We start from the raw sequence: 25,996 nt of genomic DNA, 5'->3' as shown, positions 1-25,996 counted from the left end.
GAACGAGAAGTCGAGGCCTGTTTCCACTGCATCAACCAGGTCGCCAGAACAGCTGGAATATCCTGCTTTTCAAAAGAATTCACGACCGACCCACCGGACGCCCGCCGGAAAGCACGAGGAAATGTCGCCATCACCAGCCGGCGGACCCCGGACGACCCTGCGGCCGGCACCGTCGCGACATCACGGTGGTGTCGCGACGACACAGCGGCGTCACGGCGGCGGAGCTACCGCGACACGGCGGCGGAGCCGCGGCGACACGGCGGCGGAGCCGCGGCGGCGGGTGGCGGCACGGCGGCGTCCGGCGGGGGCCAGGATAGGCGTATGGCGACACCCGTCCACCCCGATCCGCACCCGCCCGGTGGAGCACCGGCGCACGAGATCGACGCCGAGTTCCTCGCGCTCCCGCGGGCCGCGCTCACCGATGCGGCCCTGCAGACCGCGCGGGATCTGGGCGTCACGCACGCGGACATCCGCATCGAACGGCTGCGGGAGTCGGCGTTGTCCTTCCGCGACGCCTCCCTGGAAAGCCGACACGAGGGCGCCACCGTCGGGCTCGCCGTACGGGTCGTGCACGAGGGCGCCTGGGGCTTCGCCGCCGGGGTCGACCTCACCACCGACGAGGCGGTGCGGCTGGCCCGCGAGGCCGTCGCCATGGCGAAGGTCGCGGCGCCGTTGAACTCCGAGCCGGTGGAACTCGCCGAGGAGCCGGTGCACCAGCGGGCGAGCTGGGTGTCGGCCTACGTGGCGGACCCGTTCGCCATCGACCCGGGCGAGCGGGTGGAGCGGGTCGGCGGGCTGTGCCGCACGCTGTACGGCGCGTCCGACGTGGACCATGTCGAGGGCCAGTTCGAGGCGGTGCTGGAGAACAAGTACTACGCCGATCTCGCCGGTACCGACACGACCCAGCAGCGGGTGCGGGTGCTGTGCCAGATCGAGGCCATCCGGGTCGATCCGGGGGGCGGATTCGAGTCGATGCGCACCATCGCCCCGCCGGTCGGTCGAGGCTGGGAGTGGATGGTCTCGGGGCCCGCGGCCGGCTGCTGGGACTGGGACGGCGAGGTCGAGATCATCCCGGGGCTGCTCGCCGAGAAGGCGAAGGCGTCCTCGGTGGAGCCGGGGCGCTACGACCTGGTGATCGATCCGTCGAACCTGTGGCTGACGATCCACGAGTCGGTCGGCCATGCCACCGAACTCGACCGGGCGCTGGGCTACGAGGCGGCCTACGCCGGCACCTCCTTCGCCACCCTCGACCAGCTCGGGACGCTGCGCTACGGTTCGCCGGCGATGACCGTCACCGGTGACCGCACCACCCCGCATGGTCTGGCCACCATCGGCTACGACGACGAGGGGGTGGCGACCCGGCGTTTCGACATCGTCCGCGCCGGCACGCTGGTCGGCTACCAGCTCGACCGGGCGATGGCCGCCCGTAACGCCGCGGCGCTGGGCACCGCGGCGTCCAACGGCTGCTCCTTCGCCGACTCCGCCGGGCATGTGCCGCTGCAGCGGATGGCGAACGTGTCGCTGCTGCCGGCGCCCGGCGGGCCGAGCACCGAGGAACTGATCGGTCAGGTCCAGCGCGGCATCTACGTCGTCGGCGACAAGAGCTGGTCGATCGACATGCAGCGGTACAACTTCCAGTTCACCGGCCAGCGCTTCTACGAGATCCGGGACGGGCGGATCGTCGGCCAGCTGCGCGATGTGGCCTACCAGGCGACGACGACCGACTTCTGGGGGTCGCTCGAGGCTGTCGGTGGCCCGCAGACCTACCTGCTCGGTGGGGCGTTCAACTGCGGCAAGGGCCAGCCGGGTCAGGTCGCGGCGGTCAGCCACGGCTGCCCGTCCGCGCTGTTTCGCGGGGTCAACGTCCTCAACACCCGGCGGGAGGCCGGCCGATGAGTCACCCACCCATCCTGGCGGCGCGGGCGGCCCATGAGGTCGTCGAACAGGCGCTGGCGCTGTCCCGGGCCGATGCCTGCGTGGTGATCGCCACCGAGTCGAGCGCGGTGAACCTGCGCTGGGCGAACAACACGCTGACCACCAACGGGGCGAGCCGCGACCGGTCGATCACGGTGATCAGCGTCGTCGGGCGTTCCTTCGGTGTCCGTTCCGCCTCGACCCCCAGTGATCCGGACGGGCTCGCCGACCTGGTCCGGGCCGCCGAGCAGGCCGCCCACGCGGCCGCCGACGCCGAGGACTACGCCGACCTGCTCTCCCCCGCGAGCACCGCCGCGGCCCCGGCCGCGGACATGTTCACCGAGCCCGCCACCCGCACCGACACCGCCGTGTTCGCCACCTTCGCCCGCGACCTGGCCGAGGCGTTCGGCCGCACCCGCGCGGCCGGCCAGCGCCTGTTCGGTTTCGCCGAGCACCGGATCACGACCACCTGGCTCGGCACGTCCACCGGTCTGCGGCTGCGTCACAGCGAGCCGACCGGCAGCGTCGAGTGGAACGCCAAGAGCGCGGTGGCCGGTGGATCGGTCTGGCACGGCCAGTCGACCCGCGACTTCACCGACGTGGACGTCGCCGCCACCCACGCCCAGCTCACGTCCCGACTGGCCTGGTGCGAACGTCCGGTGGAGCTGCCCGCCGGACGCTACGAGACGTTGCTGCCGCCGTCGGCGGTGGGCGACCTGATGGTCGGGCTGTACTGGGCGGCGGCTGGACGGGACGCGGCCGAGGGTCGCACCGTGTTCAGCCGGGCCGGCGGCGGGACGAGGCTCGGCGAGTCGATCGGGCCGGCCGGGCTGCGGCTGTCCAGCGATCCGGCGGACCCGGAGCTTGCCACCACCCCGTTCGTGACCGCCACCTCGTCGTCGGCGATGTCGAGTGTGTTCGACAACGGGCTCGCCCTCGGCGCCACCGACTGGATTCGCGATGGCGCGCTCGCCGCGCTCGTCCAGACCCGGGCCTCCGCCCGGCTCGCCGACGGCCCGGCCACGCCACTGATCGAGAACCTGACCCTGGACGGCGGGGGCACCGCGTCACTCGAGGAGATGATCGCCTCGACCCGCCGCGGCCTGTTGCTGACCAGCCTGTGGTACATCCGCGAGGTCGACCCCGAGCTGCTGCTGCAGACCGGTCTCACCCGCGACGGCGTCTACCTGGTGGAGAACGGCGAGGTCACCGGGGCGGTGAACAACTTCCGGTTCAACGAGTCACCGGTGGACCTGCTGGGTCGCACCGCCGAGATCGGTGCGACCACCCGCACCCTGCCCCGGGAATGGGCGGACTGGTTCACCCTGACCCGGATGCCGCCGGTGCGGGTGTCGGACTTCAACATGAGCTCGGTCAGCCCGGCCAGCTGACCTGACTCCGCACGGCGCCGCGGGCCGCTCAGAGGTAGGCGCCGCGGCCGAACGACTCGCCGCCGCCCTGCTCCTGCTGGGGCTGGGCTCCGTCCGGGAGTCCGGCCCCGCTGGGCAGCGCCCGGCGCCGCAGTTCCGCCAGCTGGGCCCGGTCGGCCACCTGCTGGACCACAAGCATCCCGTGGAACAGGCCCTCCAACCAGCCGACCAGCTGTGCCTGCGCGATCCGCAGTTCCGCGTCGGACGGGACGACGTCATCCTCGAACGGCGACAGCAGCCGTTCGAGTTCGGCCCGCGGCGCCGGGGCCAGTGCCTCGGACAGCTCACGGATCGAGCTGCGGTGGATCTCGCGCAGCCGCACCCGGCTGGCGTCGTCGAGCGGAGCGACCCGCACCTCCTCCAACAACTGCTTGATCATCGTCCCGATGCGCATCACCTTGTCGGGCTGCGAGACCAGCTCGGACGCGACGTTGGTGTCCGCCGCCGCACCCGCCTCGGCCAGTTCCTGCGCGGTGGTCGCGGGTTCGCCGCGGTGGCCTGCCGCCGACGGCACGGCCTCGTGCAACGCTCCGTCGGGCCCGACCACCACGACGCGGGGTTCCGGTTGATCCGTCATGGCACCTATCCTGCCCGCTGCGGCGCACCATCGAGCAGCGGTCCCACGCCGGAGGTGACAGCCCCGCCACGCGACGGCGGCACCGTCAGAACGACAACCTCGTCAGAACGACGGCATCCTCAGGACGACGGCATCGTCAGGACGACGGCATCGTCAGGACGACCTTGCCGACGTGGCCAAGGTCGGCAAGGAGCTGATGGGCCTCGACCACCTCGGCCAGCGGCAGCACCCGGTCGATCACCGGCCGGATCCCGCCGCTCTCCACCGCCGGCCAGACCTCGGCGCGCACCGCGGCGACGATGGCCGCCTTCTCCCCTGCCGGCCGGGCCCGCAGGGAGGCGGCGTGCACCGCGGCCCGCTTGCCGAGCAGCACCGACAGGTTGAGCTCCCCCTTCACCCCGCCCTGGAGGCCGATGACGACCAGACGCCCGCCGGTCGCCAGCAGCGCCACGTTGCGGGGCAGGTAGGCGGCGCCCATGTTGTCGAGGATCACGTCCGCGCCATGCCCGTCGGTGGCCGCGCGGATGACCTCGACGAAGTCCTCGTCCCGGTAGGACACCGCGAGGTGCGCCCCGAGGGCACGGACCCGCTCGAGCTTCGCGGGACTTCCGGCGGTCGTGGCGACCACGCAGGCGGGACGCAGCGCGCGCACGGCCTGAATGGCGAACGTGCCGATGCCGGACGCCCCACCGTGCACGCAGAACACCTCACCGTCGCGCAGCCCGGCGACGCCGAACACCGTCGAGTGCACGGTGGCGGCGACCTCGGGCAGGCCGGCCGCCTCCACCAGGCTCACCCCGGCGGGCACCGGCAGCACCTGGCCGGCCGACACGGTGACCCGGGTGGCGTACCCGCCACCGCTGAGCAGCGCGCAGACCTCGTCGCCGACCTCGAGACCGACCACCTCCGGTCCCACGGCCGCGACACGCCCCGAGCACTCCAGCCCGAGGATCTCCGACGCTCCGGGCGGCGGCGCGTAGAACCCCTGCCGCTGCAGCAGATCAGCCCGGTTGACGGCGGTGGCGACGACGTCGAGGGTGACCTCGCCCGGCCCCGGCGGTGGCGGATCGGCCACCGTCTGGACGGACATGACCTCGGGGCCGCCGAAGGTGGACATCGTCACCGCACGCATGCGCCCACGCTACGACGCCACCCGGCCGCACGCGCCCATCCCGACCTCGCGGCGCCAGCTCGCCCACCAGCGGCGCCCGTCCGTCCTACCAGCGGTCCCAGTGCAGGACGGACTCGAGCGGTTCGCGGGCGGCGGGCCGGAAGTCGGTGCCGAGGGTGTGGGCGACGGGCAGCAGCACACCCTGGCTGATGCCCGCCGGGATGCCCAGCAGCCGTGCCACCTCGTCGGCGTAGGCGAGGTGCAGGGTCGTCCAGGCACTGCCAAGGCCACGTGCGCGCAGAGCCAGCGCGAAGCTCCACGCGGCCGGCAGCAGCGACCCCCAGAACGCCGACTGCGACGCCGCCGGTACCTGGGCCGCGTCACCGGCCAGGCAGCCCAGTACGAGGACAGGCACCCGGTGCATGTTCTCGGCGAGGTAACGCGCGGAGTCGTCGACCCGGTCCTGCACCGCCCGGCGCTGCGGGCTGTGGGCATCGTCGTACGCGCCGCCCCCATCGAGATACGGGAGGGCCGATCGCCGATACAGCTCCCCGATCCCCGCGCGAAGCTCCGGGTCGGTCACGACGATCCAGTGCCAGCCCTGGGCGTTCGAGCCGGACGGCGCCTGGAGGGCGATCCGCAGGCAGTCGCGGATGATCTCCGGGTCCACCGGACGGTCGAAGTCCAGCCGTTTGCGCACACTGCGCGTGGTCGTCAGCAGCTCGTCCGGGGTCAGTGCAGAGGTCACTACCGGTCCTCGATGGGATGCGGAGCCCCCGGCGGATCCGGGCGGCTCCTAGACGGGTTCGGGCTCGGGCTCCGCGGGCGCGTCCGGTGCCGGTTCGGTGAACGGCGAGGGCTCATGGGGCGCTGGCGGCAGGTCAGGAGTATCCGGCAACAGCGGGCCCGGATCATCGGGAATCGGCAGATCCGGATCGAGTGGCGGCGGCGGGGAGTCCGGCCGGTGGGGGTGGACACCGGCCACCACCGTTCGGCGCGTGGCCGGCGGACAGGTCGGCAGAAGCAGGCTGGACATAGCACCCGCTGTACCCGGGGTGCCTGGCAGCGGAAACATCGACCCAGCATCGCATGGCGTCGCCGGTTCATCACCCTTACCGAACGGTCCCGTCACGGATGGCGCCACGGCGCCCACCCGTCCGGGTAGCGACAAACCGGTACGACACACCCAACGGGCTACCCCAGAACAATGACAACCATGCATTCACAACAATTCGCGGTGTTTCGGCGAGAAGTCGGCCCGATACCGACCCCCCTCCCCCGCCGACCGCAGCTTCGCCGCGCTCACATGCCTTCCGACCTGCGCTTTTCCGTCCACCGCCCGCAACGGGACGGACGGCATCCAGGTTGCATCCCGCGTGAGGTGTTCTGCTCGTATCGCCGTATTAACGAAAGAAGTCCCGAAGCATCCCGGAGCACCACACCTACGAGTGGGTCGGACCGCTAGCGTCAGACCCGCATCACCGTCGACGAAGGTCCCTCTGCAACCTGCAACGGACGACCACAGCATCGGCTGACTGACCGGCTTGGGATGCGCCGGCCAGGCCCAGCCCGGGGAGCGTGCCAGTGGAAGCGGTCGCGGCCGACGACGACGACCCTGGAGACCAGGCGGAGTTCCGGGCCTTCTTCGAGCGCCACCACCGTGAACTGAGCCGGTTCGCGTATCTGCTCAGCGGCGACCACGACGCGGCCGACGACATCACCGCCGACGCCCTCACCGCCGCCTGGACCCGTTGGGACCGGGTCCGCGCGGCCGAGCTTCCACTGGCCTACGTCCGGCGGATCGTCGCGAACCTGGCGGCGGACCGGGTCCGTAGGGTCGTGCGCGAACGCCGAGGCCTGCTCGCTCTTGGTGAACAGACCGAGGGTTACACCCCCGAGCCGGACGTACCCGCAGTCGTGGACCTGCGCAGCGCTCTGATGTCGTTGCCGCCCGGTAAGCGGGCGTGCGTGGTGCTGCGCTATGCCTTCGACCTGTCCGAGGCCGAGACCGCCCGGACGCTGGGCGTCTCTGTCGGGACGGTGAAGAGCCAGACCGCCCGCGGAGTCGCCGACCTGGAGCGGCTGCTTCGGGGCAGCCCCGTCGGACCGGCCCCGTCGCCCGGCCTGGAGATCAGGTCGGCGGACGCGCCCAGCCGGGCCTCCGGGCGCGGCTCGGCGCCGCGCGGATCCGGTGATCACGTCCCGCCGCGGGCGGGCGGCGGGCGCGGCGGGTCGCTGCGTCCCGGTCGCCGTCGCCCGGGATCGTCCGGTTCCCACTCCGGCCCCGGATCCGGCTCCGGCCCGTCAGCCTGCGCCGATGATCGAGGGGATCCGATGCCGGACCGGCATGCCGGCCCCGCGCGCCCGGTTCGCCTCGAGCCGGTGTCGCACGCCGCGCCACACCCGCCCGCCCGGTCCGGAGCGGCCACGCGGACCAATGATCCACCACCGAACGGACAACTCCTTCGGGTCGACCTGCCGGACAAGGACGACCACCCCACCGAACGCATTCGTCGACGGCTGCGCCCCGAGGCCCGTAACTGGCCCGGCTGGCGGGTGGGCGAGGCGTAAATGGCCATGGATGGTGAGCGCGGCACGCGCGGCGAGCCAGACAGCCCCTGGCGGACTGATCTCGGCACCCTGCTGAACGCCGAGATGGAGAGGCATCAGCCGGACTCCGAGCGCATCCGGGCGCGGATCGCGGCCTCACTCGGAGCCGCCTTCCCGCCCGGTCCGGCCCCCACCGCCGCGCCCCTGGCCCTCGTGGACGGCCCCACCTCGCCCTTCACGCCCTACGGCGAGCTGGAGCACGACCCACCCGTCGAGACCACCGCACCAGTGGCGGGCACGGCGGCGACCACGAGCGCGCTGCCGGCGACCGCCGCCGCGGGCACGGGGTCAGGCACGGGCACGGGGTCAGGTATGGAGGCGGCGCCGGGCACGAGCGCGGTGCCGGGTCCGGGGGGACGTCCGATCCGTGGGACGCACGGGTCCCGCATCCGGACCGGCCGCGGCGGGCCACGCCGGCCGGGCCGACGTCACGGCCGGATTCTGGTCGGCGCCGCCGTCGCCGGCATCAGCATGGGTCTGGTCGCGCTGCTCGCCGTCGTCAGCGGTGTTCCGGGTACCGGCTCGCCGAATCCGCCGGTGACGACGGTGACCGGCGCACCGCATCCCATCGGATCGCCGTGGGCGACGACCGCCACCACCGAGCCGACCAGCGCGACGACCCCGCAGGGCCAGGGCGGCCGGACACCGCCCCCGGCCAGTGCCCCGCCACCAGCCCAGACCGCACCGCGGACCGGCCAGAACGGCCCGGCGGGCAGCGCAGCGAGTGGCTCGTCCGATCTCCCCGCGGCGGACACGACTCCCGTCACGCAGGGGCGTTACACGAGCCAGACCGTGCCCTTCCCGGCCGGCAGCCAGGTGCGGCTGCCCACCGACGCCACGGACTGGGTGCTTTTCGGCGACGGCTGGAACGGTGTTCGCACCCGTGCGGCGCTGCCCGTCCCCCGACTGCTCGCGTTCGCCTCGGGAAGCGCGACCCAGGAGTCGACCTCCGGGTTCACCTGGTTCGGTGGCTTCCCGAACCTGATCGGCAGCGACGACAACGAGCGCCTCGCCGTCCAGGGCAGGGCGACGCTGAGCACCGTCGTCCTGCAGCCCCGCCAGCTGCAGATCTACCTGGGCGCGTCCACCGGCGCGGTGCAGATCACGATCACCTCGCTGGCGGGAACCCACACCTTCACCGTGGACCTGCCCTCACGACAGGTGGACGGCTCATCCGACGCGATGATCACATTGACGCTGCCGGGCGCCATCGGCACGACCACGATCACCATCACCGGCGTGGACGGCGCGGCCTGGACCCTCGCCGCCGCCGTCCTGCGCTGAGGCCACCCGAAGCTTGAAAAATCTAAAAATATCCGGCCCGGAGCGACAACCTTCCGACCCCGTTCGGACGACAGAGTAGGTGAACGTCCATCCGGTCCCCGCGCCAGGAGGCCCGGCCGGCGTTCCGGCCGCCTCGTCCGACTAACCCCCCCCAGCCGGGCGGCAGGCCGTAGCACGACACCTGGGCTGGCCGGTCTGGCCAGGATCGGCCAGCCCGCTCACCGCGCCACCGCGCGGCCCCGCCCGAACGTCCCAGTGCACAGGCACCCGCGGGTGGGCACCACCACGATCGCGACGGTGTGGCGATGTCGAGGGGTAGCGTCGAGTCCGTGCGTCGGCTGTTTTTTGCACCCTCATGGATCGCGCGGCATCTGCTCGCGCTGGCTCTGGTCGCCTTGTTCATCCGGATGGGAATCTGGCAGTTCACCAAGGGCGAGTCCGCCCAGGGAACGATGCAGAACCTCTTCTACGGCGTCGAGTGGCCGGTCTTCGCCGTCTTCGTCGTCTACTGGTGGTTTCGGATGATCAAAGAGGCGTTGTCGCCGCCGGACCTCGAGGGTCCGCAGTGGGGCGTCGGCGGCCGGATCGCCCCGGAGACACCACACCAGCTCGGCGCGGGCGGCCCCCGGATGCTGACCGCGGGCGGGTCGCTCGTCGCGGATGACGAGGACGAGGAGGTCGCCGCCTACAATCGCTACCTCGCTGCCCTGTACAACCGGGATGCGCAGCAGGACGCGCTGCGGGCGATCACCGCGAGCCAGCCCACGAAGCAGCTCGACCCCGCGGCGCGAACCACCACCCCCCCGCAGATCAACGGAGCCCGCGGATGACGACCAGCCTCTCCCCCTCCCGACCCGCCGCGAGTTCGACGCCGGCCGCCATCCGTGGCGCCCTGCTGCGCTATCGGGTGATCGCCTATGTGGTCGGTGTGGGCCTGATCCTGCTGGTCTGCGTCGGTATGCCCCTGAAGTACGGTGCCGACATCAGCACGGTCGTGGCGATCGTCGGGCCGGTGCACGGCATCCTGTACGTCGTCTACCTCGCCTGCACCTACGACCTGGCCACCCGCTGCCGGCTCCCGCTGGGGCGCGCGGTCCTCGTCATGCTCGCCGGGACGATTCCGTTCCTGTCCTTCGTCGCCGAACGCAAGGTCACCACGTTCGTCCGCCGGCAGCACCTGGCGACCGACCGAACCTGACCACAGCCGCGACCATCCCCGCTCAGCGGCAGGGATCTCAGCGGCAGGGCACGGAGTCGCGCACCGGTCGGGCCGGTCCGGACGCCTGCCCGCGGGCTGTCGGGGGCACCGGTCGGCGCAACACCGGCACCGCGATCGTGAGCACCTCGCCCTGACCGAGCCACCGCGGCCGCCGAAGACCATCGCGGGGTCGCACCGCCGCCCGCACCTGCTCCAGCTCTGTCCCGAAGGCGTAGACCCGGCCGTCCGTCCAAATGATCATCTGGGACCTCGCGCCGGCCGGGCGCGCCAGGACCAGCCGTGACCTGGACGTTTCCCATGCGACCGTGACCGGGGGGTTCGCCGTGCCCCGCAACGCCGTCCGCTGACCGCCTGTGTCACGCGGTCCGCTCCGGCGCAGGACGCGCAGGGCGGGGGACCGCGGCGCGCGGTCGGCGATCAGGAGCAGGCCCGCGTCGTCGACGGCCAACGGCGGCGTCGGGTCGGCATCCGGCTCGGCGGCCGTGACCGCACCGAAGACCCCGTCCAGATGCACTCCGCGGGCGGCTGGCAAGCCCCGAGCCGAGCTGGCGAGCATCGCCGTCAGGGCCGCCCGCCGCACGTTCACCCCGTCCAGCCGGACCAACCCGCAGACCGTCATCGAGCCCTCCGTCGCTGTGCCCGGCCGCGGTGCCGGCGTCATCCGGCAGCGCGGCCGGACGCACCGAGCATCGACGGTCACCGGTTGCTTCCGCGCCGGAACGTAACAGGTCTGCGACCAGACGGCCCGGCACAAGCGCGCATTGCACTGACCTGGCCAGGTCCGGGCGGTGCGACCGTCAGCCGATGGCCACCCGGTCGGGCTCGTCGACGCGCCGGGTCCGCCGCGCCGCGATGACCGGATGGGCCGGACAGTCGACGAGATGGTCGTCGAAGCCCTCCACCGTCGGCCAGGACTGATGGCACGAACCACAGTGCGTCGTGGCCGAGTCGGTCCACCGCGCATCGCATCCCGCACAACTGGCCGTGACGGGTGCGCGCAGACCGGCCTCGGGCTGGCGACGACGGGGTATCTGGATCGGCAGCGCCGGCGGCCGGCTGGCCGGATCCAGATCAGAGTGAAGGGTCACGGAAACCGCGCGAGGGCGCCGGGGCGAGGCGACGGCGGCCGGGATCGCGCGAGGGGACGACGACCGACGGGGAGGCACCCGGTCATCCTGTCGCAGACCAGCACAAGCGTCACGCAACCGGGTGTCGAGTCTTCGGGGTGTTTGGCCAGCGCATCGGGCTCGGGGGCCGCCATGCCGGGGCCAATCCCCCCACTCCGGGCATTGTGCGCAACCTTTGTGGTGCAACCCTTGCTCCGCCCACCACAGACCACGCAGAACACCATTCCCACAACCAGCGAACACGATGACACCCGATGCCGAACGAGCGAACGACCATAAGCGGCAGAACTGGCTACCGTTGTCCACATGACGAGCACCGTCGGCGACGACCGGCCGCGGGCGGCACCGCGCGGGGGTACCGCGGCGGGGGTGGGCGCACTGCTGCGGCGGTGGCGCCAGCAGCGTCGGCTTAGTCAGCTCGAGCTAGCACTTCGGGCGGACAGCTCGGCCCGACACATCAGTTTCGTCGAAACCGGCAAGGCCCTGCCGAGCCGGGCGATGATCCTGCGCCTGGCCGACCACCTCGAGGTGCCGGTGCGCGACCGCAACGCCCTGTTGCTCGCGGCCGGCTACGCCCCGGCGTTCACCGAAACCCCCCTGACCGACCCGGCCATGGCCGCCGTGCGCGCCGGCCTGGTCGAGTTCCTCGCCGCCTGCGAACCGAACCCCGCCCTCGTCCTGCACGGCCCCTTCGACATCGTGATGACCAACCGCCCCACCCAGGCCCTGCTCACCGGCGTGGCGCCCGACCTGCTCCGCCCGCCCGTCAACCTGATGCGCCTGGCCCTGCACCCCCGGGGCCTCGCTCCGCGGATCGTCAACCTCCCGCGGTGGCGCGAGCATCTGCTGGACACGCTCCGCCGCAGCATGATCGCGGGTGGCCCGTCCGCCCTGCACGCGCTGTACGAGGAGGTGTCCGGCTATCCGGTCCCCGTCCCCGTCGCCGTCGCCTCTCCCGGTCCTGACCCCGACTCATGGCGCGAGGCCGGGACCAGAGCGAACGGAACAGGCCCGCCGGCTCCGCCGGGCAGCCACTCCGCGCCGGCGCTGGCGCTGCCGCTGTGTCTCCGCGTCGGCGACCAGGTCCTCACGTTCCTGTCGACGATGACGACCTTCAACGCCCCGACCGACGTCACCGTCTCGGAACTGGCGATCGAACTCTTCCTGCCCGCGGACGCGACCACCACCCGGACGATCACCGAGCTCGTCGCCCGCGCCGACGCCAGCACCCACGGATCACAGCCAAGATCATGAGATGCCGAGGGTTGTTCGGAGATATCGACCTCCGCACGCCTACCAACCCTCGGCATGGGGCCGCATAACCCTCGGCATCACGCGCGATCGTGTCCGCGCCCTGTCCGCGGACAGCCGGTGAGGACCGGTGGAGCGGAGGGCGTGGGATTCGAACCCACGAAGAGGATCACTCCCCTTAGCGGTTTTCAAGACCGCCGCCATCGGCCACTAGGCGAGCCCTCCTGGCCGTCCCATCTTATGTCGCCGCGATGTCAGCGATCATTCCCGGGGCAGGTCCCCGATCAGCGCTCGGGGACGGGGGTGGGGCGGGGCCAGACGTAGTCGTACTCGCGCTCGCAGGTCAGGTTGAAGCGGCTGAGGACGTCCGCGAGCAGACGCAGGTCGCCGCCGGGCCATTCGGTGAGGATCTTCGCGAGGGCGCCGAGGACGAAGTCGCGATCGGCGTGCAGGCGCTGCCCACCCTCGGGAGTGATGGCCAGCTTGCGGGCTATGCCGCCGTCCGGGTCGGGGATGCGGTCGACGAGGCCGGCCTGCACCATGGCCGCCGTCTGGCGGTTGACGGTGGAGACGTCCAGGGAGAAGGCCTCGGCGAGCTGGGCGAGGGTCATCGGGCCCTCGACCTCGATGCGGCTCAGGAGCAGGTAGGCGGAGCGTTCCAGGGTGCGCTGGCCGGGGCGGTGGTTGGAGGCCGGCAGGATGTGGTGGCGCGTGAGCAGCATCAGTTCCCGCTCGATCTCACGCAGCTGCGTGTCGCGGACCTGGCCCTCCCAGCGCTGGGCGCGCTCGCGCGGCGAGGTGTCGGGCTGATCGCGCGCGTCGACGCGGCGGAGGTCGGTCGACAGGTCGTCCTTCATGATCGCCTCCGCCAGGTCGGTGGGCGGTACGCCCGGTCGTCCGGATGATTCCGGTCCGGTCTCATTATCGACCAGATCCATGGCTGTGCATGATGCATATTACGTGTAGCATGCACATCCGGCGGGCGGGCGTCGTCTCGGCGCCAGCCCGCCATGGCCCGGCCTACCAGGCGGGGAGTCGTCCGGTGTCGTCGTGGATGCCGCGCGCGCTCGCCTGGACACAGGCCAGGTCGACCTGTCCGCACGGTTCGCGCCGCTTTCGCCACTTCTCGATCACTTTCGATCACTTTCGACTCCGACATTCGTGGTACGCGGCGCCTCGCGCCTCGCCATGACAGGGAGGCTTCCTTGACACAGGTGTCGATCCACCACAGCGGTCCTCGCTCGGGCGAGCCGGCCGTCGGTCCGATCATCGCCACGCTGGCCTGCACCGGCACGGTGGCTTCCCTGATGTACACGCTCATGATCCCGCTGATCCCGGATCTGCCGAGGCTGTTGCACTCGTCCGCGTCGAACACGGCGTGGACGGTGACCGCCACCCTGCTTGGTTCGGCGGTCGCACCACCGATCGCCGGGCGGCTCGGCGACATGTACGGCAAGAAGCGTCTGCTGATCGCGAGCCAGGTGCTGCTGATCGCCGGTTCGCTGCTGTGCGCGATGACGAGCAGCCTGCTGCCGGTCGTCTCGGGACGGGCGATGCAGGGCATGGCGTCCGGTGTGGTGCCGCTGGGGATCAGCATGATGCGCGACGTCCTGCCGCCGGCGCGGCTCGGCGCCGCCCTTGGCCTGATGAGCTCCTCGCTCGGCATCGGTGGCGCGCTGGGCATCCCGCTGTCCGCGCTGGTCGCGCAGCACGCCGACTGGCATGTGCTGTTCTGGGGAGCGGCCGGCCTGGGCACGATCATGCTCGTGGTGTTGTGGCGGGTGATACCGGCGCCGCCGCTCGCCAGCGACGCGGACGGAGACGGGGCTGGAGACAACGCCAGGGCCGGCGTCGGGGTCAGGGCGGGGCGCAGCCGCTTCGACGTCGTCGGGGCGGGTGGGCTGTTCGTCGGTCTGCTCGCCGTGCTGCTGGTGATCTCCAAGGGCAGCGACTGGGGCTGGGGCGCTCCCGCCACCGTCGGTCTGGCCATCGGCGGGGTGCTGACCCTGCTGGTCTGGGGTTTCTGGGAACTGCGGGTACCGAACCCGGTGGTCGATCTGCGGATCACCGCCGGTCGTCAGGTCCTGATGACCAACATCACCTCGATCATCGTCGGCGTCGCGATGTACGCGTTGTCGCTGGTCGTCCCGCAGCTGATGCAGATTCCGAGCGGAACCGGCTTCGGGTTCGGGAAGTCGATGGTGGTCGCCGGGCTGTGCTTCGCCCCGTTCGGCGTGGTGATGGTGCTGGCCTCGCCCGTCACGGCCCGGATCATCGCCGCGTTCGGCGCGAAGGCCAGCCTGATGCTCGGCGTGCTGATCATCGCGATCGGCTATGCGATCGGTGTGGCGTTCCTCAACGCGATCTGGCAGATCCTCATCGTCTGCGCGATCGTCGGCCTCGGGGTCGCCTTCGCCTACGCGGCCATGCCGACGCTGATCATGGCAGCGGTGCCGCCGACCGAGACGGCCGCGGCCAACGGTCTGAACACCCTGATGCGCGCGCTCGGTACCTCGACCGCCGCGGCGCTGATCGGGGTCGTGCTGTCCCACATGACCACGTCCTACCAGGGTGCCCAGGTACCGACCCTGTCCGGGTTCCGGATCACCTTCGTCATCGCGACCGTCGCGGCGGTGCTGGCGCTCGGGGTCGCCGCGCTCATCCCCGGCCGCCGCCCCGCGGTCGACCTCCCCCTCCCACGGCCCCTGCCGGACGACGCGGTGCACGTCAGTGGTCCGCACGTACAGGCGGTGTCGGACGGGCGGTGACCGGGAATCCCGCCTGGGTGAGCAGATCCGCGCAGGCCAGCACTGGTGGCCAGGCCCACCACACCCGGGAGGACCTCGACGACGCCACCGTGGCGGCGGTCGGACGGCTCAGTGAGGCACTGGAATGCGTCGAGCGGGCCCGGGGCGCGCTGTACGAGTTCCACCAGCTGTCCGGGCACGCAGATCTCCTGCTCGGCGAGGCTCTCGAACAGCTGGCCGAGGCGGGGCACCGCCGGATCGCGGCCCAGCTGCGCGAGGAGCTCCTCGGCCGCAACGTCCTGGACGGACGCTGGACCTTCCAGATCGTCGAGGAGTACGACGACCTCTACTACCGGCCCTTCGTCGAGGCGGACGCGGACGTGCGGCGCCGGCTGACCGGCGGGCAGCGCCACGTCCACGAGGCCCGGATGAAGGCCCGCGAGCGGCTCCGGGCCGGCCGTGACCTGTGGGGCCCGGGCGCCTGAGGAGTCCCGTGGAGCTCAGGCGCCCGGCGGGACTCAGGCGTCGCGACGGCGGGCGAGGATCGTGCCGATCAGGAACAACCCGAAGCAGACCGCGGCGAAGTAGAGCAGCGATCCCCACGGGCCCAGCGGCATGTCGTCGATCACCGGCGGCCCGTCCGCGTGGCGGGGGGCGCCCGCGACGACGAAGTTGTTGCTGGCGATGAAGGGGAGCCAGTGCTGGATGTGATCGCCGACGCGCGGGATCACCGGTAGCAGGTTCTCCACCAGAAGCACGTAGATCAGTTCGATCACGATCGCGCCGGCGGACTGCCGGACGATCAGACCGATGGCCATCGCGAACACCGCGGCCAGCAGGTACACCAGGCCGACGCCGAAGACACCGCGGTACTCCTGGGCGGTGTTCAGCCCGAGCGGGGCGTCCGGCTGGATCAGCCGGGCGATCCCCCAGGACCCGACGCCGGTGAGCTCACCGACGACCGCGGCCAGGGTCGCCACCACCACGAGCTTGGCGACAAGCGCGGGCGTCCGGGTGGGCACGGCGAGAAACGTCGAACGGATCGTGCCGAACCGGTATTCGGTGGTGACCGCCAGCGTGGCCATCACCATCATCACCACGAGCCCGAAGTTGTAGGCGAACTGGGTGACGTCCGGGGTGAGGTCGGCTACGTCGTTCGAACTGGTGGTCGCGGCGATAATGGAGGTGAATCCCACGGTCAGGACGGTCGCCAGGATCATGCACCACCACGGCGAGCGGGTGGAGAACAGCTTGATCCGCTCCACGGTGAGCAGCGTCATCGCGCGTCGCCTCCCCGCGTGGGCGCACCCGACGCCGGCACCCCGACCGCCGCCTGATCGATCGGTGGCCCGCTGGTGGGCGGTGGAACCGCCCCGCCGACGGTGCCGGGAGGGCCGGACCCACCGCCGTGATACTCCACGTCCTGCCCGGTGAGCTGAATGAAGGCCTCTTCCAGTGAGCCGCGCTGGGCGGCGAGTTCGTGCAGGACCAGCCCGACCGTCCCGGCCAGCTCGCCGATCTGCTCGGTGCTGGTGTTCGGCACCAGCAGGGCCGCGGGCCCCGCGTCACCGGCCGGCACGTCGCGGACGGTCAGGCCCTGGCCGGTGAGCAGGCCGTGCAGCCGTTCCATCTCCGGCCCACGCACCCGGACCGCCGATTCGGAGGCGTTGTCGATGAACTCCCGCGTGCTGGTCTGGGCGATCAGCCGCCCACGGCCGATGACGACCAGATCCTGGGCGGTCAGCGCCATCTCGGAGAGCAGATGGCTCGAGACGAACACCGTGCGACCCTCATCCGCCAGCCGGTGCATGAACTGCCGAATCCACAGGATGCCCTCGGGGTCGAGCCCGTTGACCGGCTCATCGAAGAGCAGGACACCCGGGTCACCCAGCAACGCGGTCGCGATGCCCAGGCGCTGGGACATGCCCAGGGAGAACCCGCCGGCGCGCTTACCCGCCACCGCGGTCAACCCGACAGCCTCGAGCACCTCGTCGACCCGCCGGGCCGGAATCCGGTTGGATGCCGCGATCCAGCGCAGATGCGCCCGGGCGGACCGGTTGGGGTGCACCCACTTCGCGTCCAGCAACGCCCCGACCTGCCGCAGCGGATGGCGCAGCTCGGCGTAGCGCCGACCGTTGATCCGGACCGTTCCCGCGGTCGGGTTGTCGAGCCCCAGGATCATCCGCATCGTCGTGGACTTTCCCGCGCCGTTGGGCCCGAGAAAGCCGGTCACCTTGCCGGGCGCCACCGCGAACGACAGGTCATTGACCGCGACCGTTCGTCCATACCGCTTGGTGAGCCCCTGTGCCTCGATCATTCGTCTCCGCTCGGGCGGTGCTCCACTGCCCTGACTGGCCGGGCTGCCGGGCTGGCCAGTCAGCTGGGCCGGGCCGGGTTGGCGTCAGTACGCACCCATCCTGGCGGATTACCTGCCCGCCGGACCAGAGCTGGCCACCCAACGCGGCATGTCGCCAACCTGACAGAACGACACCGCGACGTGATGCTGTTCGGACGCCTCAGAGGCCGCGTCGTCAGAGGCCGCGTCGTCAGAGGCTGCGTCGTCCGGCCAGGATCTCCTCGGCGAGTTCCGACACCCGGCGCCGTTCGTCCCGCGCGGTGCGCCGCAGTCTCTCAAAGGCCGACACCGGGTCGGTGCGCATCGTCGCCATCAGATATCCCACCGCACGCTCAATGGGAACCCGATAGTCCAGCGCGTACTGCAACTGCCGGGCGAGCCGGTCGTTGCGGTCGGCGATCAGCCCGGCCAGCAGCAGGTTCTCCAGCACCCCACCGAAGTGCACGATCGCGTCGCGTTCGCTGGCCGTCCACTGCCGGACCTGGTTGTCGGCGACGTTCAACGTCCCGATCGGGCCACCACCGAGGCGTACCGGTACGCCCAGGACGGCCCGCACGCCCCCGGCGGCCAGGGCCGGGGTGACCCGCGGCCACCGGTCATCGGTCGTGATGTCGTTGGACACGACGATCTCGTCCACTATGAACGACTCCACGCACGGTCCCTCGCCGAACTCCTCCTGGACCCGTTCGAGCAGGGCGCCCGTGCTGTCGGAGGCGGCGATGCTGCGCAGCGCCCGGTCGGCGTCCACCAGCAGCACACCCGCACCGGCCAGATCGAAGATCTCGGTGACCGCGCCCACCACCTCGCTGACCAGCTTGGCGAGTTCGACCTGACTGGGCACCTGGTGATGCAGTCGGGCAAGGCTCGCGTCCAGGCGCACCTTGTCGATCTCCACGATCGCACTCCCGCCTCTACGACCCGCCGCGCGCCGGGACTGCGTACCCGCAGACCCACTGTTGCCAGCACTGCCAGTACTGGCAGCGCCGCCAGTACCGCCGGTGCTGGCGTTGTCGCCACGGCCGTCAGGGTCGTCTCGGGCGGCCGTCGGTTGCTGTCTCGATGTCGTGCCATCCTGCCGGATCACCGTGCGCGCTACCAGCCCGCCCGGCGGCTACGCACCGGCGTCGTCCGCGCCCTGTACCGCGCGGGACGAGCGCCGACGGCGTACTCCGACATCGACCTGACGACGCACCGTACCGTCGAAGGCCGCGGTGCGCTCGGCCTCGATCGACGTGTTGATCATTTCAAGCAGGTGCTCGCGCTCGCCGGCGCTCATCCCCGACATCAGGCTGTCGACCAGCTCGGACCCATCCTCGACGGTGATCGCCGTGGGGTGCGTTTCGGCTGCCGGCGCGGGGATGTTCGCCGCCGGCAGCTCCTGCTGCCCGGCGCGTGCGGCCGGGATGGCGTCCGGCGTCTCGAGCCGACCACCAGGGTCGTGCGCCGCTTGGGACAGGATGGAATCGTCTGCGGGCATGCGTCACTCTCCGTGACTCGGCCGCAGACACAGGGCAGGCGAATTGATCGGTTGCCGGACAGACTACCGCACGCGCGGCCCGCCCGGCAGCAGACATCAGCCGCCGATCGCCGCCGCCAGCCGAGCCCAGCCGGCCCGGGGCAGTTCGCCCGGCGTGTCGGTGAGCACCTGCACGGCGACGTGGTTCGCCCCCGCGCCGTGATGAGCACCGATGCGGGCCAGGATCGCCGTCTCGTCCCCCCAGGCGACCAGCGCGTCGACGAGCTGGTCTGAGCCACCGTCGGTGAGATCGACGTCGGTGAAGCCGAGGCGACGCAGGTTGTTCGTGTAGTTCGGCAGGCCCAGATAGGGAGCCAGGGCGCGGCGGGCGATCGCCCGGGCCTGCTCGGCGTCGGTGCTGAACACGACCTTCTGCTCGGTGGCCAGCAGCGGGCCCGGGCCGAGGAGCCGACGAGCCTCGCGGGTGTGCTCGGCGGTGACCAGATACGGCAACGCCCCCGCCGTGCGTTCGGCGGCGATGCCCAGCACCCTGGGTCCGAGTGCGGCGAGCGCCTGGTCCTCGCGCGGCACACCGAGTTCGTCCAGCGTGTCGAGGTAGTCGAGGAGCACCTCCACCGGCTTCTCCCAGGGCCGTCCGGTGGCCCGCTCGACCGGCTCCCGGTGCCCGACACCGAATCCGAGCAGCAGCCGGTCAGGGTGCGCCTTCGCGAGCATCGCGTAGTGATCGGCGACGATGTCCGCCTTCTCGGTCCAGATGTTCAGAATGCTTGTACCGACGACCAGCCCTTCGGTGCCATCCAGGATGGCCGCCGGGAGTTCCAGGTCCCCGCTCGCCGCCCCGATCCACATCGTTGGAAAGCCCATCGACGCCACCTCGACGGCGATGTCCGTCCGGGCTCGGACGTCCGTCGGCCATTGCCGCTGAGCTGCCCAAAGCCCAATCCTGCCGACCTCAACAACCACGACGAGCCCCTTCCGCGCAGGGAACTGCGACTGTCCGCACCGACACCCCATCACGATTGCTACCCCGCGCACACGCCGGCTATGTCGGCCTGTTTGCCCGGGCCGAACGACCCGAGCGCATCGTCCCGTTCGACCCCGATCTGACCACGACCTTCAGCCCGCCCGTCCCGTCGGCCCACGCATACGGCCGACCACCACCCCCACCATCGGGCGTCCACCATCGGACGCCGGCGAACGGACGTCAGCGAACGGACGACGCCGTCGTCACCGGATGTTCGGGGACGGCGGTCGTCTGGGACGTGGCCGCCTGCGGACGCAGCTCGTCCAGGGTGAGCTGGTGGGCCGGTGGGCCGGACAGCACCGTCTCGGATGTCATCGTCAGATCCGCCGCGACGTGCAGCAGTTCGCCGCTGTCCAGCAGACGCCAGCGTGGGTCCTCGTCCATCCGCTCGCTTTCCACCACCACCGCCGGAGCCTCCAGCAGATCGACCGAGCGGACCCGGATCTCACTGAAGGGGCTCGCATGGTCAAGATGACGCGCGTTGCGCCCACCCGGGCCGCGGCGCAACACATAAAGCCCGTTGGTGTCCGGGTAGCGCAACGCCCAGAGCTCGCCGCCGGCGATCAGGATCATGTTGATCGAGTACATCGGCAGATTGGCCGCGATCCACCGGGCAGCGGACGTGATGCCCGCCCCCACGTCGCCGTCATGCCGAGCGATCTCCCTGGTGATCAGGGCGAAGTACCGTTCGGAGTCGGTGTCCCCCGCCACCCCCAGGCCGGCCGCGCCCAGTTCGTCCTCCAGCTGCCGCAGCCCCTCGATCACCCCGTTGTGCGCGAAGATCCGACCATCCCGGACGAACGGATGCGTGTTCTCGTCGCTGGCCCGCCCGGTCGAGGCATGCCGGACATGCGCGACGAAGGTCGTCGCGGTGATCTCCTGCGGTTGGCGGGCGAACTCGGTGTCGGCGCTGCCGCGGATCGTCTGCCGCAGCACCCGCAGCGCCCCGTCCGGACCGATCGCGCCGAGCCCGACCCCGTCCGGCGAGCGACGCGGCGCCGCATCGAGGCTGTCGGCCGCGTCCAGGAGCCAGAACGTCGCACTGATCGGCGTCGGCCCACTACTCATCGCGAACAGGTGGCACATCAGTCCTCCCCTCCCCTCATGTCACCCTCCCTCATGTCGACGGGTCTGTTCCCTCCCGCGCCGTGGCCATGCCCGAGACCGGACGATATTCCCGGCGCCCGGCACCCGATGCCCCACTGGGGCGCGGACAACACCCACCAGGCACAATTCTGTTTCGTTTCATCGCGCAATATGCAACGGAAACATCCAGGCAACCACCCCACCCCACCGCCACCACCTCATGCCCCACCACCAGCTCGGCCACCACCACCGGGGCAGACCCACCCTGGACCAGCACGGCCCGCTGGCCCGTTTCCGCGGCGCGGCGCCGCCCCCTCGGAGCACGGCCGCCTTCCGCGATGCCTCCAGGACAGCCGTGACCGCGCGGATCCGGCTCGCTTGTGCACGCTGCGAGCTGGACGTTGGCTACTCTGACGTAATTGTCGAGTTTAGTATTTTTGAGACAACGTGCCCACCGACTCAAATCGGGCGCCAGATCGACTCGCATCGGCCCTGGCCTCCAAAGATCGGCACGACCTGGCCACAATAGGCCCATCCGGACGCCTCTCCCGCCAGGCATCAGAACAGACATAAAACCCCAATCACCACGGAAGGTCCAAATCGCCGACTGGATTCGGTGGCGGATTCGCCGGATTGCCTTGCCGGGCGGAGTAACGTAGCCCCGACATTGCTCCCACGTGGCACCGCGGATCGGGCGCCCGGGTGGTGGAACGGAGACCCATGGCGAGTTACTTCCGTTCGCTACACAGCCTGTGCATCGTGTTTCTCTGCGAACAGTTCCCGCCGGTGGTGTGGGACGGCGCGGGCAGCTACACGGCGACGCTCGCGATCGCCCTGGCGAAGCTCGGGCATGAGGTCCACGTGGTGTGCGCCCAGGGGCACCGCATCGTCGACACCGTGCAGGACGGCGTGCACGTCCACCGCCGGCCGCTGCTGCGCCTGCCGGTCAGCCGTGGTCTCGGCCCGATCGGCGACCGGCTGCGCGGGCCGCTCTACCCGCGGGATTCCATCAGCCTCCGGGCCAGCCTGCCGCTGTCCTACACGATGTGGATGCGCCAGCTCAGACTCCAGCCGGATGTCATCGAGACCCAGGACGGCGAGACCCGTGGTCTCATGCAGGCCATGGCCCGCAGCCGGCCGCTGGCGATCCACCTGCACTGCCCGACGATGCTGACCGTCCAGCTCGCCGGCGCGCCGATCGGTCCGAAGGGCCGCCTCGCAGACCGGCTCGACCGGATGTCCGCGGATCTGGCGGATGTGGTCACGTCTCCGTCCCAGCTGCTCGTCGACACGTTGCGTGACCGTGGCTGGCTGAGCGGCCGGTCGGTCGAAGTCATCCCGAACCCGTTCGACGCCGTGCCCTGGCTCGGCATCCCGGACGTCTCCCGGACCAGGCCGGTGATCGCGACCGTCGGCCGGCTCGAGGCGTACAAGGGGGTCGACGTGCTGCTCGACGCGTCATCCCGGCTGCGGGCGGCCGGCGTCGACCATCGGCTGGTGCTCGCGGGCCGGCCCGCCGGCGAGATCCACGGTGTCCCCGCCGGTACCTGGCTGGAACGACAGGCCCGCGACCTCGGCCTGGACGTCGAGTTCACCGGTCATCTCGGCGGTGAGCAGGTCCGGGAGGTCTACCGACAGGCCCGGGTCGTGGCCGTGCCGAGCCGGTTCGAGAGCTTCTCCATCGCCGCCGCCGAGGCCATGGCCGCCGGCCGTCCGGTGGTCACCACCACACGCACCGGCATCGCACCGTTCGTCCAGCGTTGGGGTGGCGGGGCGGTCGTCCCCGTCGATGATCCGGCGGCCCTCGCCGACGCGCTCGCGCCCTATCTGCTTGATCCGGCACGAGCGGCCGCCGTCGGCGCCCAGGGCCGGGTCGGGGTCGCCGAGATCGACCCGATGATGATCGCCCGCCGCAAGGAGGAGGCCTACCGGGACGCCATCACCGGTTTCGCCGCCCGGCCAGGAGCGTGGCGGCGCCGCCGGATCGACCCCGCGCTGCTGACCCTGCCCCCCGGCTCGGCGCCCCCGACCGCATCGCCGATGACGCCCTCGACGCTGCCACTTCCGTCGGCACTGCCACTTCCGTCGACGCTGCCGACGGTGTCGGAGCACCCGCAGGACATCCACGACACCGCCTGATCGCCACCACGCGACCGTGGTGGCTCAGCCAGCCTCGGTGCCCCGTGCCATCCGCCGCTATTTCGGCGTGGCGTCCCGCCAGGGCCGGGGGAAGTCGAGGTGGCGCAGCGCGCCGGCTTCGACGTAGACCTCGTGCCGGCTGCGCAGCGTCGCGAGCAGCGGACCGGTCACCGGCACGGCCGCCGGTTCGACCGCCCCGGCCGCCCCCGCCGCGAGGCCAGTGCCGGCCGGGGAGCCATCGCCGACCTGGGTGACGTGCTCGGCGAGCGCCCGACGCTGCCGTGTCCGCAGGCCGCGCGCGTCGACGAGCAGTGGATGGCCCTCCCGCAGCCGGCGGGCGGGTTCCACCAGCAGCCGGTTCACCGAACGATCCCGCGTGCCATAGCCGCGCGTCCATGGCCAGTGGGTCCACAGCCACACCGTGTACTCCAGTACCTGGCCGGTGAAGCCCGCCGCGGCAACGGCCCGGGTGGCCGCCTCATGGGTCGCGTCGTGATCGGGATGCCCCTCGCAGGACGCCGGGATCAGCACCTGCGCGGGCTGGCGGGCCCGGATGATCTCGGCCAGCCGCAGTGCGATCGCGTCCAGCGCGCCACCGAGTTCCGAGTCGGGGAAACCCAGGAACAACACGTCGGTCTCGGGTACCCCGAGCACCGCGCAGGCCCGCCGGGTCTCCGTCTCCCGAACCTCGATGAGCTCCTCCGGTGGCAGTGTCACCGGCTCCGCCTTCGACCCGTCACTGACGATCACGACGGTCACCGGTGTGCCCACGGCCCGCTTACGGATCACCGCGACGGCGCAGCCCAACGTCTCGTCATCCGGATGCGGCGCCACGACCAGGCAGGACGACCGGGCCATGCTGGCCGTGACATCGGTGCCACGCCGCAGCCACACCCATCGTGCCGCCGACCGAGCGAGCACCATCGCCTCCGCCCGCGCTGCCCGCGGGTCACGCAGTGTCGACTGCCAGGCCATTCGCGCCACCGCCTTCCCTGCTTCTGTTCCCCGCGAGCCCCGGTTCGTCCCGCCGAACCGGAAGATCCTCCCGGAATCGGACGCGTCCACCCTGACCGGTTCCACCCGCACGGATGACGTCCCGACCATAATGTCAGCCGCGAACGCGGCCGCCACAGGCGGCGTCGGGTCCGACACCGGGCGTCAGACCGGTGCTCGCGATGCCACGGACCGTGCGGATCGAACCGGCCGGCCGACACGCACGGGCGCCGTCTCCGAACCGGCCAGACGAGCGACCGGGATGCGCGCGACCGCCGAGCCCGGCGGGTTCGCCCCGCCAGGGCCGGTCGGGTCGGTACGGCCGGCAGGGTCTCTACGGCCGGCAGGGTCTCTACGGCCGGCAGGGTCTCTACGGCCAGCGGGGTCTCTACGGCCAGCGGGGTCGGTGAGGTGGAGCAGTTCGGCGTGGGTGGGCAGGGCCTCATAGCCACCTGGACGGCCGACCGTGCGGACCGCCGCCCGCTGCGCCGCGTGCACCGCGTCCAGCGGCGACCAGCCCGCCACCAGCTGCGCGGTGAACACCGCCGTGAACGCGTCGCTGGCCGCGGTCGTATCCACCACGATCCTCGCCGAGGCGCGGTGGGGGGAGCTCTGTCCGTTGGAGCGCAGCACACAGCCCCGCGCCCCCAGCGTGACGCACACGATCGGCACGCCGAGGTGGTCGGCGAGCGCGTCGGCGAGCAGGCGCGCGGGGCCAGCCGCGCCGGGATGCCCGACCAGCAGTGCGCGTGCCTCCGCCTCGTTCGGCACCAGCACGTCCGCCAGATCCCAGGGCACGCGGCCGAGTAGCGCGGTCCGGTCCCCCGCCACCGCCGCTCCCGCCGGCGGCAGCGCGGGTGCCGGGTGGACGACCACCCAGCGCCCCACCGCGGCCGCCGCGGCGACAAGCTCCGCGGTGGCCGCGGGAAACTCGAAGGTCACCACCGTCGCACCGACCCGACCGCCGAGACCGCGGGCCGCCTCGTGGATGGTGCTCGCGGTCGGCGCCAGCTCGTCCGGTACCCGCCACACCACGGCCTTCTCCCCGTCCGGCCGGCTGTGCACGACGCACACCGGTGTCGGCGCACCCTGGTGGACGGCCATCGCGGACACGTCCACCCCGTCCGCGATCAGCACCGAGCGGATGGCCTCACCCACGGGATCGCGGCCGACCGAGCCGACCGCCGCGACCCGACCGCCGAGCCGGGCGAAGGTGATCGCCTGGTTCAGCGCCTTGCCACCGGGCACCGTACGCATCGCGTCGGCCCGCAGGTCATCGCCCCAGACCGGCAACTCCGAGGTGCTGATCAGGCAGTCGAGCACGAACCCGCCGGCCACCAGAAAGCCCGCCGGCCCACCCGCGCCGTCGCTGTCCTCCTGGGCGCCGCGCTCCCGCGCCGCGCCGACTCCGTTGTCGGCGCAGAGCTCACACTCGCTGACGTCCTCCGCGCCGTCATGACCGGCGCCCGTGGTCCTCACACATCCCCCGTGCGGGCTCGTGTTCTGCGATGGTCTCGGACGAGCACTGACGATCGGTCCGGCGAAACTCCCGGACCGGCGTGCTCGGGGCCACCGTAGTTGACACCACAATCGACACCCCGAATCGGCCCGCGACCCATGACCGAGCCATCACCCAAGGGCATGATGAAAT

Annotated in this window: 23 protein-coding genes and 1 tRNA gene; 10 read left to right on the top strand and 14 right to left on the bottom strand. The window is 71.5% G+C overall.

All coding sequences use genetic code 11. The features are described 5' to 3' along the window. Positions 1 to 321 precede the first annotated feature (321 nt). A complete protein-coding gene (locus tag MXD61_RS02830) occupies positions 322 to 1,896 on the top strand; it encodes a TldD/PmbA family protein (protein WP_248811295.1) in 1,575 nt (524 codons plus the stop codon). Then, positions 1,893 to 3,305: a metallopeptidase TldD-related protein gene (locus MXD61_RS02825; protein ID WP_248811294.1), complete on the top strand. Its 1,413-nt coding sequence runs from the start codon at positions 1,893 to 1,895 to the stop codon at positions 3,303 to 3,305. The genes MXD61_RS02830 and MXD61_RS02825 overlap by 4 nt, the downstream gene beginning before the upstream one ends. Before the next feature lie 28 nt (positions 3,306 to 3,333). On the opposite strand, the gene MXD61_RS02820 is transcribed toward MXD61_RS02825, so the two are convergent. The 3 genes from MXD61_RS02820 to MXD61_RS02810 form a co-directional block, all read right to left on the bottom strand. Further along, positions 3,334 to 3,921 (bottom strand): bacterial proteasome activator family protein, encoded by a 588-nt coding sequence (locus MXD61_RS02820; protein ID WP_248811293.1) that lies wholly within the window; start codon positions 3,919 to 3,921, stop codon positions 3,334 to 3,336. Positions 3,922 to 4,057: 136 nt separating this feature from the next. Next, positions 4,058 to 5,053, bottom strand: coding sequence for an NAD(P)H-quinone oxidoreductase (locus MXD61_RS02815; RefSeq protein ID WP_248811292.1), 996 nt, complete (start codon positions 5,051 to 5,053; stop codon positions 4,058 to 4,060). Between the two features lie 85 nt (positions 5,054 to 5,138). Further along, positions 5,139 to 5,780, bottom strand: coding sequence for a nitroreductase family protein (locus MXD61_RS02810; protein ID WP_248811291.1), 642 nt, complete (start codon positions 5,778 to 5,780; stop codon positions 5,139 to 5,141). Positions 5,781 to 6,616: 836 nt separating this feature from the next. Between MXD61_RS02810 and MXD61_RS02805 the strand changes: the two genes are divergently transcribed. The 4 genes from MXD61_RS02805 (at position 6,617) to MXD61_RS02790 (ending at position 10,124) form a co-directional block, all read left to right on the top strand. After that, positions 6,617 to 7,603 (top strand): SigE family RNA polymerase sigma factor, encoded by a 987-nt coding sequence (locus MXD61_RS02805; protein ID WP_248811290.1) that lies wholly within the window; start codon positions 6,617 to 6,619, stop codon positions 7,601 to 7,603. Next, complete coding sequence (locus tag MXD61_RS02800; protein WP_248811289.1) at positions 7,604 to 8,926, top strand: hypothetical protein; 1,323 nt, start codon at positions 7,604 to 7,606, stop codon at positions 8,924 to 8,926. A 305-nt stretch (positions 8,927 to 9,231) separates the two neighbouring features. Then, positions 9,232 to 9,756, top strand: coding sequence for a hypothetical protein (locus tag MXD61_RS02795; protein ID WP_248811288.1), 525 nt, complete (start codon positions 9,232 to 9,234; stop codon positions 9,754 to 9,756). Continuing rightward, entirely contained in the window at positions 9,753 to 10,124 is a 372-nt protein-coding gene (locus tag MXD61_RS02790) for a DUF3817 domain-containing protein (protein ID WP_248811287.1), read from the top strand. Before MXD61_RS02795 ends, MXD61_RS02790 begins: the two co-directional genes overlap by 4 nt. Before the next feature lie 37 nt (positions 10,125 to 10,161). Here the strand turns inward: MXD61_RS02790 and MXD61_RS02785 are convergent, their stop codons facing one another. After that, positions 10,162 to 10,764, bottom strand: coding sequence for a hypothetical protein (locus tag MXD61_RS02785; RefSeq protein WP_248811286.1), 603 nt, complete (start codon positions 10,762 to 10,764; stop codon positions 10,162 to 10,164). 814 nt (positions 10,765 to 11,578) lie between these two features. On the opposite strand from MXD61_RS02785, the gene MXD61_RS02780 reads away from it, so the two are divergent. Next, positions 11,579 to 12,526: a helix-turn-helix transcriptional regulator gene (locus MXD61_RS02780; protein ID WP_248811285.1), complete on the top strand. Its 948-nt coding sequence runs from the start codon at positions 11,579 to 11,581 to the stop codon at positions 12,524 to 12,526. A gap of 133 nt (positions 12,527 to 12,659) precedes the next feature. Here the strand turns inward: MXD61_RS02780 and MXD61_RS02775 are convergent. Together MXD61_RS02775 and MXD61_RS02770 are read right to left on the bottom strand one after the other, a co-directional pair. Then, positions 12,660 to 12,748: transfer RNA gene (locus tag MXD61_RS02775), tRNA-Ser, on the bottom strand. A gap of 59 nt (positions 12,749 to 12,807) precedes the next feature. After that, complete coding sequence (locus tag MXD61_RS02770) at positions 12,808 to 13,245, bottom strand: MarR family transcriptional regulator (protein WP_248811388.1); 438 nt, start codon at positions 13,243 to 13,245, stop codon at positions 12,808 to 12,810. 492 nt (positions 13,246 to 13,737) lie between these two features. Here MXD61_RS02770 and MXD61_RS02765 point away from each other — a divergent pair, with 492 nt between their 5' ends. Together MXD61_RS02765 and MXD61_RS02760 are read left to right on the top strand one after the other, a co-directional pair. Beyond that, positions 13,738 to 15,291: an MFS transporter gene (locus MXD61_RS02765; protein ID WP_248811387.1), complete on the top strand. Its 1,554-nt coding sequence runs from the start codon at positions 13,738 to 13,740 to the stop codon at positions 15,289 to 15,291. A 17-nt stretch (positions 15,292 to 15,308) separates the two neighbouring features. Then, complete coding sequence (locus MXD61_RS02760) at positions 15,309 to 15,755, top strand: hypothetical protein (protein ID WP_248811284.1); 447 nt, start codon at positions 15,309 to 15,311, stop codon at positions 15,753 to 15,755. A 33-nt stretch (positions 15,756 to 15,788) separates the two neighbouring features. Here the strand turns inward: MXD61_RS02760 and MXD61_RS02755 are convergent, their stop codons facing one another. The 6 genes from MXD61_RS02755 to MXD61_RS02730 form a co-directional block, all read right to left on the bottom strand. Beyond that, positions 15,789 to 16,550, bottom strand: coding sequence for an ABC transporter permease (locus MXD61_RS02755; protein WP_248811283.1), 762 nt, complete (start codon positions 16,548 to 16,550; stop codon positions 15,789 to 15,791). Beyond that, complete coding sequence (locus MXD61_RS02750) at positions 16,547 to 17,587, bottom strand: ABC transporter ATP-binding protein (RefSeq protein WP_248811282.1); 1,041 nt, start codon at positions 17,585 to 17,587, stop codon at positions 16,547 to 16,549. The genes MXD61_RS02755 and MXD61_RS02750 overlap by 4 nt, the downstream gene beginning before the upstream one ends. Before the next feature lie 229 nt (positions 17,588 to 17,816). Then, positions 17,817 to 18,521, bottom strand: a complete 705-nt coding sequence (locus MXD61_RS02745; RefSeq protein ID WP_248811281.1) for a GAF and ANTAR domain-containing protein — start codon at positions 18,519 to 18,521, stop codon at positions 17,817 to 17,819. Between the two features lie 216 nt (positions 18,522 to 18,737). After that, positions 18,738 to 19,103: a hypothetical protein gene (locus MXD61_RS02740; RefSeq protein WP_248811280.1), complete on the bottom strand. Its 366-nt coding sequence runs from the start codon at positions 19,101 to 19,103 to the stop codon at positions 18,738 to 18,740. Positions 19,104 to 19,199: 96 nt separating this feature from the next. Then, positions 19,200 to 20,066, bottom strand: coding sequence for an LLM class F420-dependent oxidoreductase (locus tag MXD61_RS02735; RefSeq protein ID WP_248811279.1), 867 nt, complete (start codon positions 20,064 to 20,066; stop codon positions 19,200 to 19,202). Between the two features lie 241 nt (positions 20,067 to 20,307). Continuing rightward, positions 20,308 to 21,213, bottom strand: coding sequence for a class II glutamine amidotransferase (locus MXD61_RS02730; protein ID WP_248811278.1), 906 nt, complete (start codon positions 21,211 to 21,213; stop codon positions 20,308 to 20,310). 720 nt (positions 21,214 to 21,933) lie between these two features. On the opposite strand from MXD61_RS02730, the gene MXD61_RS02725 reads away from it, so the two are divergent. Beyond that, complete coding sequence (locus tag MXD61_RS02725) at positions 21,934 to 23,352, top strand: glycosyltransferase family 4 protein (protein WP_248811277.1); 1,419 nt, start codon at positions 21,934 to 21,936, stop codon at positions 23,350 to 23,352. Between the two features lie 57 nt (positions 23,353 to 23,409). Here the strand turns inward: MXD61_RS02725 and MXD61_RS02720 are convergent, their stop codons facing one another. Both MXD61_RS02720 and MXD61_RS02715 read right to left on the bottom strand, forming a co-directional pair. Next, positions 23,410 to 24,327: a PIG-L deacetylase family protein gene (locus tag MXD61_RS02720; protein ID WP_248811276.1), complete on the bottom strand. Its 918-nt coding sequence runs from the start codon at positions 24,325 to 24,327 to the stop codon at positions 23,410 to 23,412. A gap of 183 nt (positions 24,328 to 24,510) precedes the next feature. Next, positions 24,511 to 25,824 carry a PfkB family carbohydrate kinase gene (locus MXD61_RS02715; RefSeq protein ID WP_248811275.1) on the bottom strand — a complete coding sequence of 438 codons (1,314 nt, stop codon included), beginning with the start codon at positions 25,822 to 25,824 and terminating at the stop codon, positions 24,511 to 24,513. Positions 25,825 to 25,996: the final 172 nt, after the last annotated feature.

Origin of the sequence: Frankia sp. AgPm24 (assembly GCF_023243055.1) — a bacterium.
In the GTDB taxonomy this organism is placed as follows: domain Bacteria; phylum Actinomycetota; class Actinomycetes; order Frankiales; family Frankiaceae; genus Frankia; species Frankia umida.
The sequence above is the reverse complement of the archived record's forward strand: the minus strand, read 5'-3'. Positions and strand labels throughout refer to the sequence as shown.